The following is a 20,105-nucleotide window of genomic DNA, read 5'->3' as shown; positions in this document are numbered from 1 at the left end:
GCTGGTCCGCCGTCGTCGTCGCCGTGATCTGGGGCATCATCGCCGCGGTCCTCGCCAGCGTCGGACGCAAGGAACTCAAAGCCATCAAGGGCATGCCTCAGACCGTCGAGACTGTCCAGGAAATCCCGCCGACCCTCAAACCAAACGGAGATAACTGATGAGTGAGAACCCGGATGCCATCCGCGCTGACATCGAAGCCACCCGCGAACGCCTGAGTACCAACGTGGACGCCGTTGCCGACAAGGTCACCCCCTCGAACATCGTCCACCGCCAGACCGACAAGGTCAAAGACGCCGTTTCGGGCGTGAAGGACAAGATCATGGGAGCCGCAGACACGGCAACCAGCAAGGTCTCCTCCACCACCGGCAGCGCCGGCTCAGCCGTGGGTGACGCCGGCTCCGCCGTCGGTTCGACACTTGGAGACGCTGGCTCCGCCGTCAGCTCAACTCTTCACGACGCCCGGTCCGCCGTCACAGACGTCCCGTACCAGGTCGCCGCGAAAACCCAGGGCAACCCCCTCGCCGCCGGGCTGATCGCGTTCGGCGCCGGGCTGCTGGTCTCCTCGCTGATCCCGGCCAGCCAGAAGGAACGCGAAGCCGCCGACGCCCTGAAAACCGCCGCCGAACCCATGACCAGCCAGCTCACCGAGGCCGCCAAGGACATGGCCCAGGGCTGGAAGGAACCCGCCCAGGAAGCCATGGAAAACGTCAAGGCCACCGCCACCGAGGCCGCCCAGCACGTCAAGGACGAAGGCCAAACCGCCGCCCAGGACGTCAAAGCAACCGCCACGGACGCCAAGGACCACGTCCAAAACACGTAGAACTCTCCAATGTCGCCAGCGGGACCGTGCTACAGGCGTGGGGCCCCGCTGGCGGGTTGAGACCATCGAAGGGACCGTTCCATGGGTGCAAAGGAAGCTCCGGAAACAAGCACGGCAAAGGCGGCCTCTGCCCCGGCCCCGGATGACCCGCGAAAGCCGGACAGTCCTACCGACCTGAGCAAGCCGTCGTGGAAGTTCATTGCCCGCAAGACCTTGCGTGAATTCACGTCAGACCAGTGCCCCGACCTGGCCGCCGGGCTGACCTACTTTGCGGTCCTCTCGCTCTTCCCGGCACTGCTCGCCCTCGTTTCGCTGCTCGGCATCTTTGGTCAGGCGGAAAAGACGACAGCGGCCCTCCTGGAAATCGTCCAGGGCATCGCACCTGGAGCAGCGATGGACATGATCCGCGAACCCATCCAGGAGCTGACCACCTCACCGGCTGCCGGCCTGACGTTGATCATCGGCCTCGTCACCGCTCTCTGGTCCGCCTCGGGGTACGTGACCGCCTTCGGCCGGGCGATGAACCGGATCTATGAAATAGATGAGGGCCGCGGCTTCGTGAAACTCCGCGGCACCATGCTCGGCGTGACGGTCATCTCCGTGGTCATCGTTGCGCTGCTCGCCGCCATGCTGGTCATCAGCGGTCCGGTGGCCGAAGCCATCGGCAACGTCCTGGGACTGGGAGAGGTGGCTTTGACCGTGTGGAACATCGCCAAATGGCCGGTCATCATCGCACTGGTCGTCGTGGTCATAGCCATCCTTTACTACGCGACCCCCAACGTCCGCCAGCCCAAAATCCGCTGGATGAGCATCGGTGCCCTCATTGCCCTGGTCATCTCCTTACTGGCCTCACTGGGCTTTGGCTTCTACGTGGCCAACTTCGGCAATTACAACAAGACCTACGGCGCCATCGGCGGTGTGATCATCATGCTGCTGTGGCTGTGGATCCTGAACATGTCCCTGCTCTTTGGCGCAGAGTTCGACGCCGAGATGGAACGCGGCCGGCAGCTGCAGGGAGGCATCGAAGCCGAAGAAACCCTCCAGCTGCCGCCCCGCGACACGAAGAAAAGCGACAAGCTCCAGGAGAAAGAAGAAGAGGACATCCGTTTAGGGCAGGAACTGCGCGAAAAGCACAGCGACCAACACAACGACAGACACAACGGCCAGGGCAGCAGCGTCCAGGGACGATAGCCCGCCGGCGCTGGAACAAGTCCCGACCAAGGGGTCCAGTCCATCCGCCGACCCCCCGAGAACAACAAAACGAGGATTCAATCGTGCTGAAGAAAGTGCTTTTCGCTCTGCTGCCCACCATCATCAGCCGCGTGGTGCGCGCCCGTAAGGGCGGAACGGGCCGCAGCGGCCCACCCCCAGGCCGTCGGCGCCGGTGACGTTCCTGTGGGCCGTGCTGTCCGCCCGGCCAGCACGGCCCACCCCAGGGAGGAGTAAACCTCGCATCATCAATGACGACGGCTCGCACCAGAGGCCCCGAAGGTTTCGACTACCATTCTTAGCCTTGGGCCCCGTTCCTGGAATCGCCTGCACTTCCCGCAGTCCGGCCTTAGCCCCTTGTCAGGGCCAGGGTGCAGATGCTCCCGGCACAGTAGCTGCGAAAGGTTCAGCTTGGACTGGCTGGGCCTCCGGGGACATCTCCTCCTGACGCTCCGCTGCCGGTTCGGCTCCCAGCACACGCCAGAGGGAGACCCCGGCGACTACGGCTGCCAGTGAGGCGGCTGCAACCAACCACGGTCTCCCAGTCAGGGCGCCGAGCCCGGTGTCATCTGGCACCGGCACATCTGCCTCCGGAATGATCCGCGCTGTGCGCTCATGCAACCGTGGGTCACAGTTTCCACTCCCCCGGTCAGCTCATCGGCGATGGCCCCCGGCCAAGGGGCCGGCAGCATGGTGCATGGGTTTGCCCCTCAATCTGGGGGTCAGATCGGCTGCGGCCCGGACAGCACCTCCAATCCTCAGAGATGCAGCGGGAAGATCATCCTGTCCCTGAAGCTATAGGACGCCAACTCGCAGCTTCTGGGCGCCACGCTCTGGAAGGCGAGCCACCCGGACACTGTGGGTTCGGCTCACAGATGCACCCACCAGTTCGGGGCCGCATTTTCTTGACCCCATACTGCGCCTTGGCTGCGCCATCCTTGATGTCGACCCTGCACTCTGGCAATAACCTGCAAGGAAGCAGGCCATCAGGCTCAAAGCAGTCGAAGTGAACGGCCCCTGGCACCAGGGGCCGTGATGCACGCCCGATGTGGGCGGGGAAGGAGCTGTGCAGTGCGCAGGGGGAATCAACTGGGTGAGGGAGCGAAGCCGACGCTGGATCCGCAGCACCTCCAGAAACTCGTGGAGGAATCTTCTCTCGAGGCGGCGGAGTCGTTCGTTGCTGACTACACGGCCCTCCTCCCCCGGTTCGTTGACCGGATCGGGCGCACCGTTACCGCCCGGGACAGGGATCTGGCGCTGGATGCCTCACTAAACTTGAAGACGAAGTCGTGGTTGGTCGGGGCACTAAGAATGAACCAACTGTGCGGTGAACTCGAGTTGGCCTTGGCACTATCCGACTGGGAAGCCGCCTCAGCCGTCGCACGGGACATCGCAATCCACCTTCCTCGCTTGCAGAAAGCCCTCCAAACCGGTCCACATCTAGCGCTCCGCACCTGGCGACCAAGGACACTCCAGACCGCCATGGCGTCCTGATCCCCTGGACGGCGGCACCGTAGCTGCCAGAAATGCCGGCTAGGCGAATCATCGAGGCCATAATCCAGACTCACCGAACCCGCCACTCACAGATAAGGGTTCCGGCTCCGCTATGCAGTCCCTTCAAAGGCCTGACGCCGGAAACAACCATCAACAAGAACCGAGTCTCCATACCCCCTCTGCTGACAATTTCGCGTCCTGGTGGCCTCCCTGTGCAGTCGGTGACGGCGAGCCATAATGGCCCGCTTGGCGGCCACGCGGCCTTTAGGTTGCCCGGATAGAGGACCCCAGCGCGGTAGCTTCCCAGCTTGACGGAATCATTATTATCGGTGTTCGACGATAACGCGGGAGAGGCGGCTTTTGAGCCTTTTCCGGTTTGCTGGCAGTTGAGGGCGTCGCGTTTGAGGGTCGGTCTCCGAGGAGTTCGGCGAGTGAGCGGTGCCGGCGGGGCCGTCCAGATGCGGCCGGTCGTGCCGATCAGGGTTTAGCGTCAAACCTGGAGCGCCAAAATGGTCGGGCCGGATTCGGGTTAGCGGTCCGCTTTACTGATTTTGTAGTTGAGGCCTATGTGTTCGCGAGGCACCCAGACTTCAAAAAATTCGCGCCGTTCATACAGCCGCCGCCGTCCGCTGTCATCCTGAATCCACACTATTGCCCCATCGTTTGTCACGCCGTCGACGGTGCCGGTTGCCATTGTCTGGCCGAATCGGACTATCTCCGCTTTGGCACCATCGACCGACGTCCAATCCTTAACGCGACGGCGTTTGATGTCTGTTCCGGACATGGGTCTTGCTCCTGTTCTGGATTGGAAGGACCGGGGAAGGTTGGGACTCGGCGGCACGCAGCTACCGATATTTGCGGGTGCGGGACGGCCGTGGAACCGTCCCGCTTTCCGCATCAGGAAACGAATTCTTTCAAGACTTCGTCGTCGCTCTTCTTACGCTCCAGGTGGTATCCGTAAACCAGTGCCATCAGGAATGTTGCGAAGGGCAAGGCCGCGAGGGCCCAGCCCGTAGCGTTCATTTCCCAGGCCGGGCTGTCGACGCCCGCGGTGCCGCTGATGAGGCCGAAGCGTGAGAGCAGGAGGTACTCGGCGACGATGATGGACACCAGGCCCAGGAGTGGTGCTATCAGGGTGTTCCAGGGGCGGGTATCGGCCCGGGTTTCCCGGAAGAAGCGGATGACGGCGACGCAGACGAGGCCTTGGATGAAGGTCAGTCCGAGAATGGCCGTAATGGCGAACCAGTAGAAGAGGGTGACGACGGGGTCCAAACCTGCAAGGGCGAAAGCGATGATGGTGACTGCGCCGATGGTGGTCTGCAGTACCGACGCCCGAACGGGGGTCTTGAAGCGGCCGGTCACACCGAGCCTGGCGGGCAGCAGTCCTGATCGGCCCATGGCGTAGAAGTAGCGGGTGGCGGAGTTGTGAAATGCCAGGACACCGGCGAACATGCTGGAGATCAGCAGCCAGCTCATGACCTCGGGTAGCCAGGGTCCGACGTACTGTCCGGCCACGGAGAAGAGCAGCGCGGCAGGGTCGGCCAGCGGCGTGCCTTCCAGTGTGGTTACTTCAAGTGTTTTATTGACGATGTCGGAGGATCCTGCGCCGGAGATGATGGCGAAGGAGGTGAGGGCGAAGACGAGGGTAATGATGATGACGGCGGCGTAGGTTGCCCTGGGGACGGTTCGTTTGGGGTCCCGGCTTTCTTCGCCGTAGATGGCGGTGGCTTCGAAGCCGATAAAGCCTGCGAAGGCGAAGGCAAAGGCGATTCCGGGTGCGCCCTGGAAGATGTTGACGGGGCTGAAGGATGCTGCGAAGTCCAGCCCGTTAGGTCCTCCGCCCTGGAACACGACGGCAAGGCCGGTCAGGATCATCGAGGCCAGCTCGAGCGTGAGCAGGACCCCGAGGACCTTGGCTCCCAGATCGACGTTGAGGATTCCGAAGATCTGGACGATGCCGATGCACAGCAGGCACCAGAACCACCACGGCAGATCCAGTCCGAGGCTGGCCATCTTTGCTGAGACAGTCGCTCCCAGAAATCCGTAGATGGCTGTCTGGACCAGGCAGTAGGACAGGACGGATACAAACGCTGAGGCCACACCCCAGGGAGCGCCGAGGCCCCTGCCCACGTAGGCAAAAAAGGCTCCGGTGTGGGTGACGTGGTGGCTCATGGTTGCGTAGCCGACAGCGAAGAACATCAGCATGATGCCGGCGATGAGGAAGGCTCCGGGTGCTGCTGCTCCGTTGCCCAGCACGATGGTGCTCGGCACGAGTCCCGTCATACCGGCGATGGGCGCGGCTGCTGCCACGACAAAGAAGACGATGCCGGGAACTCCCATCGAGTTCCGGTGCAGCTGGTTATCTGAGGTTTCCCCTGATTGCTTGTGGGAAACCCTCAGGGCTTCTTCTGATGAGGTCATTGCTAATCCACTTCCTTGTGTTTTTTAGCTGGAGGTCTTTTTTAGCCGGAGGTATTGGGGGTAGTGGCGGGTAGGACTTAGTCCATGACCAGGACGGCACGGCCTTTGATGTTGCCGGCGCGGAGAAGGTCGTGTGCGTGCTGGGCCTTCTCAAGCGGGATGGTCTCGACGCTGTGCTGCAGCGGATGGGTTTGGACGAACTCCAGCAGTTCCTTAAGTTCGTCAAGGCTGCCCCAGATGCTCGTGGTGAGAACCGCTTCGCTGGGCAGTACTCCGACGCCGAACTCGATGCGGCCGCCCCACAGGCCGACGACGACGATGATGCCCTGCCGGTCGATGCTGGATGCCGCTGCAGCCATGGTCGCGTCGGCACCCACAAAGTCGATCACGGCGTCGTATTTTCCGGTCAGGCCCTCGACGCCGCAGGTGATGTCCGCGCCAAGGTTCTTGGCCGCGGTCAGCTTCTCTGCTGACGTGTCCACGACGGTCAGTTCAGCGTGGGTCAGTGCCCTGAGGAACTGGATGGCGAACTGGCCAAGGCCGCCGGCTCCGATGATGATCGCCCTGGAATTCCTACCCTGCAGGTGGGGCAGTGCGCGCTTGACGGCACGGAACGCGGTCAGCCCGCCGCACGCCAGCGGTGCCGCGTAGGCAGGGTCCATGTCATGAATGGGGACAAGGTATTCACGCTTGGGAACACGCATGTACTCGCTGTATCCGCCGTCAGAAACTATGCCGGCCTCCCGGCCGTTTGGGCAGATCATTTCCAGTCCGGATGAGCACTGGCGGCATTCTGGCTGGCCGCATCCCCAGGGCGCATATAGGAGAACCCGCCCGAGGTCGGGATGTTCACCTACCACTTCGTGTCCCAGAACCACGGGGTAGGGGCCGCCGAAGTCACCGTCGGCTACGTGGAGATCCGAATGGCAGACGCCGCAGGCCAGAACCCGGATCACTTCCTCCCCAGGGGCCAGCGGCTGTGGAATCTCCCGGTCCACCAGATCCAGTGGGGCGTTCGGCTTGTTCACGACTATTGATTTCAAGAGGCTTTCCGTTCATATTTGGTATACGGGATACGCTAACTGGTGATTTACATTACACTTAGCGAAAGTCCATTGGCTAGTAGGAGACCGAGGAAATCATGAGCCCCACCGTTACGACGCCCCCGTCGACCCTGGAGGACTGCGCGAGGATTGCGCAGGAGAACGCCATCCACACCGTTGAGTGTGTTTTCACCGATACGTGGGGAATGCCGCGCGGCAAGATGCTGCCGATCGAGCAGTTCCTGACCGGCGCCGGTTTTTCCATCGCCAATGTAGCTTTCGCCTGGGACATGCGCAGCGACATCCATCCCACGCCCTGGTCCCCCGAGAACAGTGAATACCCGGACATGCACGCCGTGCCCGACCTGCCCACGTTCCGGGTGGCGGGCTGGACGACGGGCATGGCGACGGTCATGTGTGACATGCGGGATCCCAAAACCCATGAGCGCATCCCCATGGACGGCCGGGGTATGGTCAAGGACACCCTCAAGGAGTTCGAGGCGCTCGGCTACCGCGTGGACATGGCCACTGAACTGGAATTCCATCTCTTCACCAGCGACTGGCAGCCCATCTCGGACAAGTCATACTGCTACTCGTTGGACCGGGCCAACGAACTTGAGCCTGTGATCGGAGCCATCCGTGCCGCGCTCACGGCTTCCGGCATCACCGTCGAGGCAAGCAATGTTGAGTACGGTCAGTCCCAGGTGGAGATCAACCTGAAATACGGCGACGCCCTCACCATGCTGGATAACACCATTCTCTTCCGCCACATCGTGCGCCAGGTCGCCCGGCAGCATGGCTACAACGCGACCTTCATGGCCAAGCCCATCAACGGAGGCTCGGGCAGCGGGCTCCACGTGCACCAGAGCCTCTGGAACAGCGAGGGAGTCAACGTCTTTTCGACCCGGGACACCAATGACCCGGTGCATTCGGACGTGATGCGCCGCTACCTGAGCGGTCTTGTCGCCCACCAGTTGGAACTCCAGGCCATCGCGCTGCCCACCGTCAACGACTACAAACGCATCGTGGACTACTCCTTCTCCCCCACGCAAGTGTGCTGGGGCCTGGATAACCGCCTGGTCGGCGTTCGGTGCATCACCGACGCCGGTCCCGGAACACGCCTCGAGGTCCGCTGGGCCGCCGCGGATGCCAATCCCTATCTGGTCGCCCAAGGGTACCTCCGTGCCGGTCTGGACGGATTGAAGAATGACCTGCCGCTGCAGCCCATCACCGCCGGCGACCCCCACGTGGATCCCAAGCTCCAAAGAGTCGCGTCAACCTTGGGCGAAGCCGTGAACACGTTCGCCGGCAGCCCGTTCGCGAAGGCTGCTTTCGGCGAGATCTTCGTGGACACCTACACCGCGATGCAGAGGGTCGAGCTCGCTGCCTTTGCTGCCCATGTCACTGACTGGGAGTTCAACCGCTACCACGACATCCTCTAATGGCAGAGACTACTTCCGGAGCGAAGACCGTACTCCTCATAACGCACGAACAGACGTCGTCAACGGACACCGGCATCATCGGCCAATCGCTGCTCGACGCCGGCCATGTCATCAAAACGCACGAAGTGTTCTCCGCCGGCCCGGACGCATCGCGGACCATCAACGCCGACTTCCCCCACCCCGAAGACTTCGACGCGGTCATAGCCTTCGGCTCGTTCAGCCATATCTACGAGATTGAGGATGACTGGGTCACCCGGGAAATCGCGTACATCTCCGCGCTCCACCAGCAGAGAATCCCCTACCTTGGTATCTGCTTCGGCGCCCAGCTGCTCGCCGAGAGCCTCGGCGGCCGCACCGTGCGCGCCGACAGAATCGAGGCGGGACTGATTGCCTTTGACCCCGGTCACACGTGTCCGATAGCGCCAGGTCCTTGGTTCTCCTGGCACAGCGACAGGGTCGAGTTACCGGACCATATTGACGTGCTGGCAAGAACCACCATCGCTCCGCAGGTCTTCCGGGCTGGCCGTTCAATCGGCGTGCAGTTCCACCCGGAGGTCGACGGCGATCTCATGGAGGAATGGATCAGAATTGGCGGCCACGAGCTGCAGGGAGTCCTCGCCCTCGATGATTTCCGGCGCGACTGGGCCGCCCACGAGCCGGCTGCCGAACGCAACACCAAAGAACTATTGGACTGGTTCCTCACGGGCCCGGTCCATCCAGGTTCCAGAAAGTCCGCACCGCGGGCTAAAGGAACGCACAAATAGCTGTCAACAGGTGCGCCGAGCACCCTGATTTTGAAATGGACGGGAAAGTGGACATACAACAGCGTCGCAGACCCCTGATTGCCGTACCCGGCCGATTTTCCGAGAGTGCCTCCGCGCTGAGGTACAAGGCGCTCGTCAATGCACACGCCCTCATCAAGGGCGTTTACGACGCCGGTGGAGAACCGGTCACCTTACTTCCCGTTGCCGAGCCGGGCACCACGGAGGACTCGCTGTACGAGGAGGTCGCCCAGCGGCTGGCTTTCGCCGACGCCGTCCTGCTCCCTGGTGGCGGTGATATAGCTGCGTGGCGCTATGGACAGGAAGCGCATGCCGAATCCGATGCGGGAGATGACCTGCAGGACCTATTTGATCTCGCCGTTGCCCGCTACGTGGTGGAAAACAAGGTACCCACCCTTGCTGTCTGCCGCGGCCTGCAGATCCTGAACGTATCCCTGGGCGGCGACCTGGAACAGCACCTTCCCACGCCCCACATGAACCAGATCCACACGATTACCCTTGACGCCGGCAGCTCGCTGACGCCATCGATCGCCCGAAACCCACAGGTTTCCTGCTACCACCACCAGGCGGTGAAGAACCTGGGAAAAGGACTTGTAGCCACCGCATGGGCCGAGGACGGCACCGTCGAAGCACTCGAACTCCAGGACGCCGGCTTCTGGATCCACGCCGTGCAGTGGCACCCCGAGGACACGATCGCCACGGACCTCGCCCAACAGGCATTGCTGAAGGAATTCATCGCAAACATCCCCCTCCGGTGAGGGCAGGACTTACCACTATCAAAAAAGATTGCCGGGCAGGACGAAGCCCACTAGTATTCCGTATACGGTATCCGCTGGTGGGCCGTGGTCACCCGGACCATTTAGGAGACGAATCATGAGCCATACCCACGTGCACACCCACGATGCGCTTTCGGACCTCGCTTTCGAGGACGGGGTCCCTTACGACTATTTCGATCAGGCCAGGCGCGAGGACCCTGTCCGCTGGGTCGAGGAAGAGGACGGGCCGGGATATTGGTCCGTTACCCGCTACTCTGACGTCGTCGCGGTCACACGGAACTTCCAACAGTTCTCCTCCGAGACAGGCGGAACCACCCGTGAGGACATCGAGCACGAAGACCTGATTGCGCGGCAGACCCTCATCGACACCGACCCCCCGCTGCACACGGCCATGAGGCGGGTGCTGTCCCCCCGCTTCACCCCCGGCAACGTCCACAAGGAATGGGTCGGCTTTGTCGAAGAACTGGTCGAAAAGACCCTTGACCAGGCATTTACCCGGCCCCGCTTCGACTGGGTCGCCGACGTCGCAGCAGTGATCCCCATGATTGTCCTCGGCGAACTGCTCGGGGTCCCGACCGAAGACAGGGCCTACTTGAAGGCACTCGGCGACGAAATGATCGCAGGTGCTGACCCTGACCACGCCCCGCGCACCGCTGACTCGCCGGAGAGCGTCAAGGAAAACAGCGGCTACCCGTTCTCCAGCCCCGCGGGCCGGGACATCTGGAAGTACGCCGATGCCCTGCGCGACCGCAGGAACGGCAACCTCGGTCATGACGTGTTTTCACTGCTCATGACCGGAAACATCAACGGGCGGAAGCTCACCACCCGCGAGCTGGATAACTTCTTCTCCCTCCTGGTGGTAGCCGGCAACGAGACCACCCGCATGGCCCTGTCCCACGGACTCCTTGCCTTCGCCCAGAACCCGGACCAGTTCCGCCGCCTCAAAGAAGACCCTTCTCTGCTGAACACCGCGGTCGAGGAAGTCCTTCGCTGGGCTACGCCAATCCACCACTTCCGCAGGACGGCACTGGTTGACACCACGATCGGTGAAGCGGCGATCAAGGCCGGGGACAAGGTCCTGATCTGGTACGCATCGGCAAACCGGGACGAGACAGTCTTCGACGCACCATACACCTTCGATATTGGGCGAAAGCCCAATCCGCACGTGGCGTTCGGCGGCGGCGGCCCGCACATCTGCCTGGGCAACAGCCTGGCGCGTCTGGAACTGCAGATCGTTTTCCGCGAACTCGCCAATCGGGTTGAGACCATCGAAATTGACGGCCCTGTGCACCGGCTTCGCTCCAACCTCACACACGGCATCAAGGAACTGCCGGTCCGTCTGACGTACGCCGCCTGATTCCACCCCATTTACATGCCAGACAAGGGAAAGCCATGACATACGACGCAGTGATTTCGGAAACCTCGCACGAGATTTCGCTTGCCACGCAAGCCTTTATCGAACGGACCCAGGGGCTTCGTATCGGCACCGACACGGACCGGGAAGCCATGTCGGGGGCCACGTTCCAATCCATCAACCCCGCCACCGAGAAGGTTCTTGGTTCCATCGCTTCCGGCACGGCGGCGGACGTCGACTCCGCCGTTGCCGCGGCCAGCACCGCCCTGTCCTCCAGTGACTGGGGCGCAGCGAGCCCGGCCACGCGCGCCCAGTACCTCTTCGACCTGGCCGACGCGGTGGACGCCAACCGTGAGCAGCTTGCTGAACTGGAAACACTGGATATGGGCAAGCCCATTTCCCAGGCACTGGACGACGTCGGGGGCGTGGCAGCCGTGTTCCGCTACTACGGCGGCTGGCCAACGAAGCTTGAGGGTTCGATCAACCCTGTCCGGCAGCCCTATTTCGGCATGACCCAGATAGAGCCGCTTGGTGTCTGCGGCGCCATCACGCCGTGGAACTTCCCCCTCGTGATGGCCTCGCACAAGATCGGACCTGCCCTGGCGGCCGGCAACACGATGGTCATCAAACCGGCGGAGGTCAGCAGTTACTCGACGCTCCTTTTGGCCGACCTTGCACGCCAGGTGGGTCTGCCTCCTGGAGTCCTCAACGTCGTCACCGGGCCCGGGCGGACAGTGGGGCAGGCGATCGTTGACCATCCCGACGTCGTTAAGATCTCCTTCACCGGGTCCACTCCCGTTGGCCGCCGCATCCTCGAGGCGGGCAGCCGGCAGATGAAGAAGGTCAGCGTTGAACTGGGTGGCAAGAGCGCGAACATCGTCTTTCCTGACGCGGACATCCAGGCCGCCGCCAAAGGCTCCGCCGAAGCCATGTGGGAAAACGCCGGGCAGGTGTGTGTCGCGCCGACCAGGATGTTTGTCCACGAGGACGTCTACGACGAGCTCGTCGAGGCTCTGGCCCGTGAAACCCGTGCACTGCGGATCGGGGATCCGCTCCTGACGGACACGGAAGTGGGACCGCTCGTCTCCAAGGACCAGTACGTTTCGGTCCAGGAGTACATTGATATCGCACGTTCTGAAGGCGCGCACCTCAGCGTTGGAGGGCGGGCACTGGACCAGGCGGGATACTTCGTCGAGCCGACCATCTTCACTGACGTCCGCAATGACATGCGCATCGCCCGGGAAGAGGTTTTCGGACCGGTTCTTTCGGTGCTTCGTTTTCGCACCGAAGAGGAAGCCATCAGGCTCGCGAATGATTCAGCGTACGACCTCGGGGCCGCCGTGTGGACCCGTGACGTGGCCCGCGCCCTTCGTCTGAGCAAGGCGCTCAGGGCCGGGACGGTGTGGGTGAACACGCACGGCCGGCTCGATCCCGCCCAGAGCTTCGGAGGCTACAGCAAGTCCGGAAACAGCCGTGAACTTGGCCGTGAGAGCGTGCTGTCCTACACGCGCTCCAAAGCAGTCATGATCGACATGTCCGCCTGAACCTAGCAGTGCGGTGCAGCCCGTTCCCCTTAGGGGGCGGGCTGCTCGCCGTGGTTCGCGTGCAGTGCGCGGCCGGCATGGATGTGCTCGAAGGCAACCTTGCTGGCCAACTCGGGATCTCCCGACTCTGCCGCCTCCACGATGGGGCGGTGCATCTCCGGGAAGTCAACGGCGGTGCGGCTCTCCAAAATATCGGCCCACACATGGGTGGCCATGGCGGTCTGCCAGATCACGTCGAACATGCTCAGGAGGTACTCGTTGTCCAGCGCCTCCACGGTGCAGCGGTGAATTGCCTTATTAACCAGGAAGACCTCCATGGCGGTGGTCTGCGGCGCCGATACCAGCTCCTCATACGTTGACCTCACGTACTTCGCGGCCGCACCGCCGAGGCGGGCAACCTCCGCGAGGGCGAACGGCTCAATGGCCCCCCGGGCTGCGTACTGCTTATCCAGCTCGGCCTCAGTGAGCTTCCGAACGATATAGCCCCGGCGGCCACCGGGTTCAATTACCCGTTCCATTTCTAGACGATGCAAGGCTTCACGCACCGGTGTCCGGCTGATCCCCATTCGGGCCGCCAGATCGTCCATCAGCAGCCTGGCGCCGGGACCCAGATCATGCGTCAGGATGCCTTCGGCTATCTGGGCGTACGCGGCGTCAGCAAGCGTCTCCCGAGCAAACTCAATTTTTTTCATGGTGTCCCGCCACTTCCTGTTTTTACCAGCCTACCGGCTATTGGCCTAGGTCGGATTTGCGTATACCGTATACCTTATTCAAGCATTTGAAATCCTTTCTTTTATCGGGGTCGGACAGAAGAAGCGTCACGAACCACCAGGAAGACCTAACTCACGAAGGAGGCGGCCCCATGACCGCTAAGATCACCGTCGGCGGCCCTGAGCTCATCCAGGAGCGCAGGCTTGTCACTGAGATCCCGGGTCCCCGCTCGCGCGAAATTCTTGAGCGCAAGGCGTCCGCAGTCGCCCGGTCCGTTGGCCACACCCTGCCCATCATTGCCGATGCAGCAGGCGGGGGAACGCTCCTGGACGTGGACGGGAACTCGTTCATTGACCTGGGCTCAGGCATCGCCGTTACCAGCGTCGGCAACTCCAATCCCCGTGTGGTCCGCGCCGTCCGTGATCAGCTGGACCGCTTTACGCACACCGCTTTCACGGTGGTGCCCTACGAGAGCTACATTGCCGTGGCGGAGAAGCTGAACGAAATTACGCCCGGGAACTTCACCAAGCGCACAGCCCTCTTCAACTCAGGTTCGGAGGCCGTGGAGAACGCAGTCAAGGTAGCCCGGCGCGCGACTGGCCGCCAGGCCATCGTGGCCTTCGAACATTCCTTCCACGGCCGCACAAACCTTGCCATGGCCCTGACCGCAAAGAGCGCGCCCTACAAGCAGGGTTTCGGCCCGTTTGCCCCGGAAATCTACCGCGTTCCAGCCTCCTACCCCTACCGCGACGGTGGCCTCACCGGTCCCGAAGCTGCCCGCCAGACGATCGAACAGATCGAAAACGAGCTCGGCGCCGCATCAGTGGCAGGCATCATCATTGAGCCCATCCAGGGCGAGGGCGGGTTCATCGTTCCCGCAGAGGGCTTTCTGTCGACCCTGAAGGAATGGACAGAACGCAACGGCATTGTTTTCATCGCAGACGAGATTCAGTCCGGCTTCGCCCGTACGGGCAAATGGTTCGCTGTTGACCATGAAGGAGTTGTCCCTGACCTCATCACCATGGCCAAGGGCATCGCCGGCGGACTGCCCCTTTCGGCTCTCACGGGACGTGCGGAGCTGATGGACGCCGCCCAGGTTGGTGGCCTCGGAGGCACCTACAGCGGCAACCCCATCGCCTGCGCCGCAGCTCTCGCGGCTCTCGAAGCCTACGAGGAAGATGGTTTGCTCGATCGCGCACAGCAGATCGGGGATATCCTCACCCGCCGCTTTACGGACCTGCAGGGAACAGATCCCCGCATCGGCCAGGTGCGCGGACGCGGAGCGATGTTCGCCATCGAACTCGTGGACCCTGTCACCCAGGATCCGGATCCCGCACTGACTGCCCGCGTCGTGAAGTACGCCCACGAAAACGGCGTCATCCTTCTTGCCTGCGGCACCTACGGCAATGTCATCCGGTTCCTTCCCCCGCTGTCCATCGAGGATCATCTGCTGGAGGAAGGAATCGGAGTCGTCGTAGAGGGATTGGCCCGTTCATGAACCACCCCCATAAGCAGCGGGCACCACACGGTGGTCACGCCGCCCAGCAAAGGATGAAACAGCGATGACAGCACAAAGCAGTGATTTGGTCACCTACCCCGAGGCCCGCAATGGCCTGACACACTACGACCACTACATCGGCGGGACCTTTACACCCCCGGAGGGCAACGAGTACTTCGATACCGTCAATCCCTACACCGGGAAAGTCTGGGCAAAGATCGCCAAAGGCGGACCCGCGGACGTATCCCGTGCAGTAGCTGCTTCTACAGAGGCCTTCAAGAGCTGGGGCAGGACCAAGCCCCAGTACCGCGGCAAGCTGCTGATGGACCTGGCGGACCTCATCGAGGCCAACAGCGCACATCTTGCCCGGATTGAGGTAAGCGACAACGGCAAGCTCTACGCAGAAATGTCCGCGCAGACCCGGTACATGGCCGGGTGGTACCGCTACTACGGCGGCCTGGCCGACAAGATCGAGGGCGCGGTCATCCCAAGCGACAAACCGAACATCCTCAACTACACCCGGCTGGAACCCCTCGGGCCGATCGCAATGATCACGCCCTGGAACTCTCCGTTGCTTCTTCTTGCATGGAAACTGCCGGCTGCCCTGGCGGCCGGCAACACCGTCGTCATTAAGCCCTCTGAGTTCACTTCCGCCTCAACCCTGGAATTCATGAAGCTTTTCGAAAAAGCGGGATTCCCGCCGGGCGTCGTCAACACCGTCACCGGCTTCGGCCAGGATGTAGGTGCCCCGCTCGTCAGTCACCCGGACATCGCAAAGGTAGCTTTCACCGGATCCGAGACAGCCGGGCAGAAGATCTACGAAAACGCAGCCAGCCAGTTCAAGCACGTCTCCCTCGAATTGGGCGGCAAGTCCCCGAACATCGTCTTTGAGGACGCAGACCTGGATGCCGCGGCCACCGGGGTCATTTCAGGCATATTCGCCGCAACCGGCCAGACCTGCATCGCCGGATCACGACTGCTGGTCCAGCGCTCCATTCACGACGAGTTCGTCCAGCGGGTTGTCGCGCTGGCCGAACAAGCCAAAATCGGCGACCCCATGCTGCCCGACACGCACGTCGGACCGGTAACAACCCGGCCACAGTTCGAGAAGGTGCTTGATTACATCGATATCGCACAGCGCGAGGGGGCAAAGTGCATCCTCGGAGGAGCGGCCTACACCGGGGAAGGCGCGTCCGGCGGGCAGTTCGTCCAGCCAACGGTCTTCACCGAAGTCCGCAACGAGATGCGCATCGCGCAAGAAGAAGTCTTCGGCCCCGTCCTGGCCGTCATCCCGTTCGATGACGAAGACGACGCCCTGGCCATAGCCAATGACATCAACTACGGACTGGCCGCCGGAGTCTGGACCCAGGACATCGGGAGGGCCATCCGCCTCTCAGAGAACCTGCAGGCCGGCACCGTATGGGTCAACACCTACCGCGCCGTCAGCTTCACCTCGCCTTTCGGCGGATACAAGCGCAGCGGCCTGGGCAGGGAAAGCGGCATCGACGCCATCAAGGAATACCTCCAGGTCAAGTCCGTCTGGATCTCCACAGCGCCGGACACGTCAAACCCGTTCATCATCAAATAGATCGGCAGCAGAAAGGTCCCCGGGAATCCTCCCGGGGACCTTTCTGCTGCCCAGCGGCCGTCCACCGGAAAGACGGGCAGACGAGAAAGAGTCCCCAAAGCCGTGAAGCACCGAGGTCCCTGAGCCCCTTTTGTGGGGCGGCCATCCCGGTAACAGCGGAGGGCTAACTTCCCCGCTGGAGTTAGCCAGGAGCAGCTGGCACATGCAAGGCACAAGGACCTGGCAGCCGGCATGCCGACCGCCTTGCTCAAGGCATCGAGGAGGCGTTTTCGTGTCCCGCTCTCATGCTCGGCGGCAATACGCGGGAACCGGAACGCTCTACCGGACGGGGTTTTGCCGCGCTTGGCAATCGCCCACGGCGCGCCCTCACGCCTGTGCGTCAGGACCTGTTGCCGCTCCTGCAACAAGGGCACCGTCACCGCCCAGGCTCGTGCGGTGCCTTCCCAAATCCACGTTCCACAGTCGTGTGTGCACTTAGGGGCGCGATGCAGTGCCTTCTGTGCTGCACTGTGCCGCGTCTTTGTGGCTGCGGCCGATGGATGATGTGGCGAAAACGGCAATGACCCGGACCCGACAACTTTCGTCGGGTCCGGGTCATTGCAAGATTTTGGTTAGCGGGGTGCGGCGACCTCATCGAGCACGCCAGCGAACCAGGCTACAGCGGCTTCGCCCACCGGCTCCCAGGACGAGGCGTCATAACGGCCGATTTCCCCTACGCGCTCCGCCCCCAACTCGGTAAGTTTGTCGTCGAGCTTCGTGGCACCCTGTCCGTAGGTTTCCGTGTAGAACGTATCGCCCAGGCCGAACATCGCGTAACGCACACCGGTCAGGTCGGGGCGGACAACGGAAAGGTCTGCGTAAAACGGCAGTGCCGTATTGGGCAGATCCCCTTCGCCGTACGTGGAGCACAGAAACACGTACATCGTGTCATGCTGCAGTTCAGAGATTGAGAACGCTGACAGGTCGTGCACTTGGACTTCCTGGATGTCGTTCCTGATCGAGTCAGCGAGGTCTTCAGCCGCAATCTCTGCATTGCCGGATTCCGTCCCGAAAAGAAGTTGGATCTTCATCATTTTCTCCTGTTTGATGCCTGAGTTAGTTGGTGCCGGGGGCGGCGGTTTGAGCGAGTTTGTTGTGTGCGATGGCGACCATCTGTTCATGGCTGGGGATCTTTCGGCGGGACCGATCAGCAGCAGCGGCATCAGTCTCGGCGGCGTCCACGCGCTTCCACGCCGAATAATCCACAGCCTTGGCCCGGACCTCTTCGGGCAGGCCGGCGTATCCCGGCTTCGGCTGTTGCTGGAGCGAATCGACGCCCGCGACGATCTCTTCTGCCACGGCCTTCGCGCAGGACCTGTTCTCGGCGATCGTTCCACGGGAACCGCGCTTGATCCAGCCTGTGCGGTACAGCCCGTAATCCAGCACCCCGCTTTCAAGGTTTGCCTTGAGAGCACCGAGACCGTGCCAGTCACCGCCGTCGAAATCGAACCCAATGGCTGTTACGACAGAGTCTGTGTCGAGAAGTATGTTCGGCCGGCCATCATTGACGGATCGCAGTTCCAGGCTCTGGACGTGCCCGTCCCCGTTGATGCTCACCGGCGCCCACCCAAAGTGCAAAACCACCTCGACACGTGTCTCGGTTCCCGGATCGACCTGGAGAAGCTCCTTTACGGCTTTGGCCCGCGCCACGGCGGTACGCGGAGCGTCCTTCGCTACCGTAAGGGGATCGGCGCAGGAGAATTTCACGCCGCTTATGCGTCCGAGCTCAGCGAGCATTACAGGATCAGAGGGAGCGTTTGTGACGGTCGACCGGCAGATGAGGTCGACGTGGCTCACAGGAGCCTGGACGTATGCTGCCAGCACGTCATCATCGATGTCACTGTTGAGGAAATCCTCCGGCCGCTTGATCAGTAGCCGCAGGATGTCGATGGAGACGTTGCCGCCGCCGATAATTACCACGGATTTGCCGAACTTCGGCACCTCAGTCTGCTCGAGCGGATGCGCGTTGAAGAGCCTCGTGATGCGGCCGGCGCGATAGACCTCCGGAAGGTCCTCCCCCGGCACCCCGACGGCCCGGTCCTCGGCAAGGCCTGCAGCCAACACGACGATGTGGTGGATGCTGCGCAATTCGTCCAGGGAGACGTCGACGCCAACCTCAACGTTGCCCGCGAAGCGGACGTTGTCGCGTTCAAACAACCGGGCAAACTGTGCCTGGATCGATTTGGTGCTCTGATGATCCGGGGCAACCCCGTAGCGGACCAGGCCGAACGGGGAGGCAAGCCGGTCATAGATCGTAATCTCCGACTGCGGAAATGACCGGCGCAGGCTTTGGGCAAGGTAGCAACCGGAAGGCCCGCTTCCAATGACCGCGACGGACAGAGGCGTATCCATCACAAAGCTCCTTCGACGGAAAATGCTCTGGCAGCAGGGGCACCGAGAACGGTGTTCAAAGGTGCCAAGGGAGTGCCGGCAGGATACTTGCCGAGGAACAGCTCAGCGCCGCGCTCGGTCAGGCGAAGGTCCAGCATGCTGCCGGCTGCGCCCGGCTCAATAGCTGCCGTTGCGAGCTCCAGCCGAGTCCCTACGGGGGCGGAGTCGTCCACAATGTACATGTGGACCACGCCCCCTGATACGTGCAGGCTCGGTTCGGCGATGCGAAGCGAAAGAACACCCAAGTACGCGCGGAATTCGACCGAGCCGCCGAAGTGCAGGTTTTCGGGATCCCCCGAAGTAACGCTTTTGGGGAAATGGTAGTAGCCATCGTCATCACGCGTGGCACCGGCTGAAAGCGTGACCGTCCCATCACCGGTGCGGTTGCGGACGTAGTCATCAAACGCCGGATCAATGCGCCATTGCAAAGAGTGGGTACCGGCGGGGGCTCGCCTAAGCTTCTTCACGTCATCTCCTTCAGGATCAGCTGCGTTGCACTAAGCGTATACCGTATACGGAACACGAACAAGGCTTTCTGGTCTTTCCTTGCTCCGGCGGCAGCTCGTTTCTGGGTCTCGTGGGACGGCGCCGAGGCGCTCCGCGCGGCCGTGATCAGTTCGTGGTGAACTGCTCCAGTTCCGCCAACTCATTGTGTGTGGGGCCGGTCGCAGCTCTCGCTGCCAATTCACCGGCTATGAGTGCCTGCAGGTGGAAGAGGTCCCGTATGTCTTCTCCGGTGAGTGGTGCGACCTGGAAGCCTGAACGCGGGAGCAGGTCCAGAGCCTTCCACCGCGCAGTGCCTGCAGGTCCTCGCCGGCGGGGGTGGTGGAAAAGCTGAGGGCTTATCCGACCGTCTCGGGTCTGACGGTGTTCCCGGCATGAGTTTGCCGGACATGATGGGCCCGCGGACGTAGGCGGCCGCTTCATCACTGAGATGCCTGCGGCCCCGGTCGTCACTGCCGGTTACTCTGGTGTCTCTTCTCCTGATGCTCT

General features: G+C 62.3%; 17 protein-coding genes. 10 read left to right on the top strand and 7 right to left on the bottom strand.

Annotation, left to right across the window (positions count from 1 at the left end; translation table 11 throughout):
• The 3 genes from AC5RWD_RS21525 to AC5RWD_RS21515 all read left to right on the top strand — a co-directional run.
• Positions 1–158: phage holin family protein (locus AC5RWD_RS21525; protein WP_494021961.1), on the top strand; the 158-nt coding region annotated here is incomplete at its 5' end.
• A complete protein-coding gene (locus AC5RWD_RS21520; protein WP_494021959.1) occupies positions 158–820 on the top strand; it encodes a DUF3618 domain-containing protein in 663 nt (220 codons plus the stop codon). The genes AC5RWD_RS21525 and AC5RWD_RS21520, both read left to right, overlap by 1 nt.
• A gap of 81 nt (positions 821–901) precedes the next feature.
• Positions 902–2,011: a YihY/virulence factor BrkB family protein gene (locus tag AC5RWD_RS21515; RefSeq protein ID WP_494021958.1), complete on the top strand. Its 1,110-nt coding sequence runs from the start codon at positions 902–904 to the stop codon at positions 2,009–2,011.
• A 2,041-nt stretch (positions 2,012–4,052) separates the two neighbouring features.
• On the opposite strand, the gene AC5RWD_RS21510 is transcribed toward AC5RWD_RS21515, so the two are convergent.
• From AC5RWD_RS21510 to AC5RWD_RS21500, 3 genes are all read right to left on the bottom strand, one after another.
• A complete protein-coding gene (locus AC5RWD_RS21510) occupies positions 4,053–4,307 on the bottom strand; it encodes a hypothetical protein (protein WP_494021957.1) in 255 nt (84 codons plus the stop codon).
• A 113-nt stretch (positions 4,308–4,420) separates the two neighbouring features.
• Positions 4,421–5,944: an APC family permease gene (locus AC5RWD_RS21505; protein ID WP_494021956.1), complete on the bottom strand. Its 1,524-nt coding sequence runs from the start codon at positions 5,942–5,944 to the stop codon at positions 4,421–4,423.
• 77 nt (positions 5,945–6,021) lie between these two features.
• The gene (locus AC5RWD_RS21500) at positions 6,022–6,972 is read right to left on the bottom strand and encodes an alcohol dehydrogenase catalytic domain-containing protein (protein ID WP_494021955.1); all 951 of its coding nucleotides are present in this window, start codon (positions 6,970–6,972) and stop codon (positions 6,022–6,024) included.
• 113 nt (positions 6,973–7,085) lie between these two features.
• Between AC5RWD_RS21500 and AC5RWD_RS21495 the strand changes: the two genes are divergently transcribed.
• The 5 genes from AC5RWD_RS21495 (at position 7,086) to AC5RWD_RS21475 (ending at position 12,885) form a co-directional block, all read left to right on the top strand.
• Positions 7,086–8,429 carry a glutamine synthetase family protein gene (locus AC5RWD_RS21495; protein ID WP_494021954.1) on the top strand — a complete coding sequence of 448 codons (1,344 nt, stop codon included), beginning with the start codon at positions 7,086–7,088 and terminating at the stop codon, positions 8,427–8,429.
• Complete coding sequence (locus AC5RWD_RS21490) at positions 8,429–9,193, top strand: type 1 glutamine amidotransferase (RefSeq protein WP_494021953.1); 765 nt, start codon at positions 8,429–8,431, stop codon at positions 9,191–9,193. The genes AC5RWD_RS21495 and AC5RWD_RS21490 overlap by 1 nt, the downstream gene beginning before the upstream one ends.
• 47 nt (positions 9,194–9,240) lie before the next feature.
• Entirely contained in the window at positions 9,241–9,969 is a 729-nt protein-coding gene (locus AC5RWD_RS21485) for a gamma-glutamyl-gamma-aminobutyrate hydrolase family protein (RefSeq protein ID WP_494021952.1), read from the top strand.
• Positions 9,970–10,084: 115 nt separating this feature from the next.
• On the top strand, positions 10,085–11,344 hold the full coding sequence (locus AC5RWD_RS21480) for a cytochrome P450 (RefSeq protein WP_494021951.1): 1,260 nt from the start codon (positions 10,085–10,087) through the stop codon (positions 11,342–11,344).
• Between the two features lie 35 nt (positions 11,345–11,379).
• Positions 11,380–12,885 (top strand): aldehyde dehydrogenase family protein, encoded by a 1,506-nt coding sequence (locus AC5RWD_RS21475; protein WP_494021950.1) that lies wholly within the window; start codon positions 11,380–11,382, stop codon positions 12,883–12,885.
• A 29-nt stretch (positions 12,886–12,914) separates the two neighbouring features.
• On the opposite strand, the gene AC5RWD_RS21470 is transcribed toward AC5RWD_RS21475, so the two are convergent.
• The gene (locus tag AC5RWD_RS21470) at positions 12,915–13,577 is read right to left on the bottom strand and encodes a GntR family transcriptional regulator (protein WP_494021949.1); all 663 of its coding nucleotides are present in this window, start codon (positions 13,575–13,577) and stop codon (positions 12,915–12,917) included.
• 170 nt (positions 13,578–13,747) lie between these two features.
• Between AC5RWD_RS21470 and gabT the strand changes: the two genes are divergently transcribed.
• Positions 13,748–15,094 (top strand): 4-aminobutyrate--2-oxoglutarate transaminase, encoded by a 1,347-nt coding sequence (gene gabT / locus AC5RWD_RS21465; RefSeq protein ID WP_494021948.1) that lies wholly within the window; start codon positions 13,748–13,750, stop codon positions 15,092–15,094.
• Positions 15,095–15,158: 64 nt separating this feature from the next.
• Positions 15,159–16,682, top strand: a complete 1,524-nt coding sequence (locus AC5RWD_RS21460; protein WP_494021947.1) for an aldehyde dehydrogenase — start codon at positions 15,159–15,161, stop codon at positions 16,680–16,682.
• A 611-nt stretch (positions 16,683–17,293) separates the two neighbouring features.
• On the opposite strand, the gene AC5RWD_RS21455 is transcribed toward AC5RWD_RS21460, so the two are convergent.
• Genes AC5RWD_RS21455 through AC5RWD_RS21445 form a run of 3 tightly spaced genes read right to left on the bottom strand, consistent with a single transcriptional unit; the run spans position 17,294 to position 19,579 of the window.
• Positions 17,294–17,752 carry a flavodoxin domain-containing protein gene (locus tag AC5RWD_RS21455; RefSeq protein ID WP_494021946.1) on the bottom strand — a complete coding sequence of 153 codons (459 nt, stop codon included), beginning with the start codon at positions 17,750–17,752 and terminating at the stop codon, positions 17,294–17,296.
• 25 nt (positions 17,753–17,777) lie between these two features.
• Positions 17,778–19,073, bottom strand: a complete 1,296-nt coding sequence (locus tag AC5RWD_RS21450; protein ID WP_494021945.1) for an FAD-dependent oxidoreductase — start codon at positions 19,071–19,073, stop codon at positions 17,778–17,780.
• Positions 19,073–19,579, bottom strand: a complete 507-nt coding sequence (locus AC5RWD_RS21445; protein WP_494021944.1) for an HtaA domain-containing protein — start codon at positions 19,577–19,579, stop codon at positions 19,073–19,075. The genes AC5RWD_RS21450 and AC5RWD_RS21445 overlap by 1 nt, the downstream gene beginning before the upstream one ends.
• Between the last annotated feature and the right edge of the window lie 526 nt (positions 19,580–20,105).

This window comes from Arthrobacter sp. CMU6 (assembly GCF_059090205.1).
This window is presented reverse-complemented; position numbering and strand designations above follow the sequence as displayed.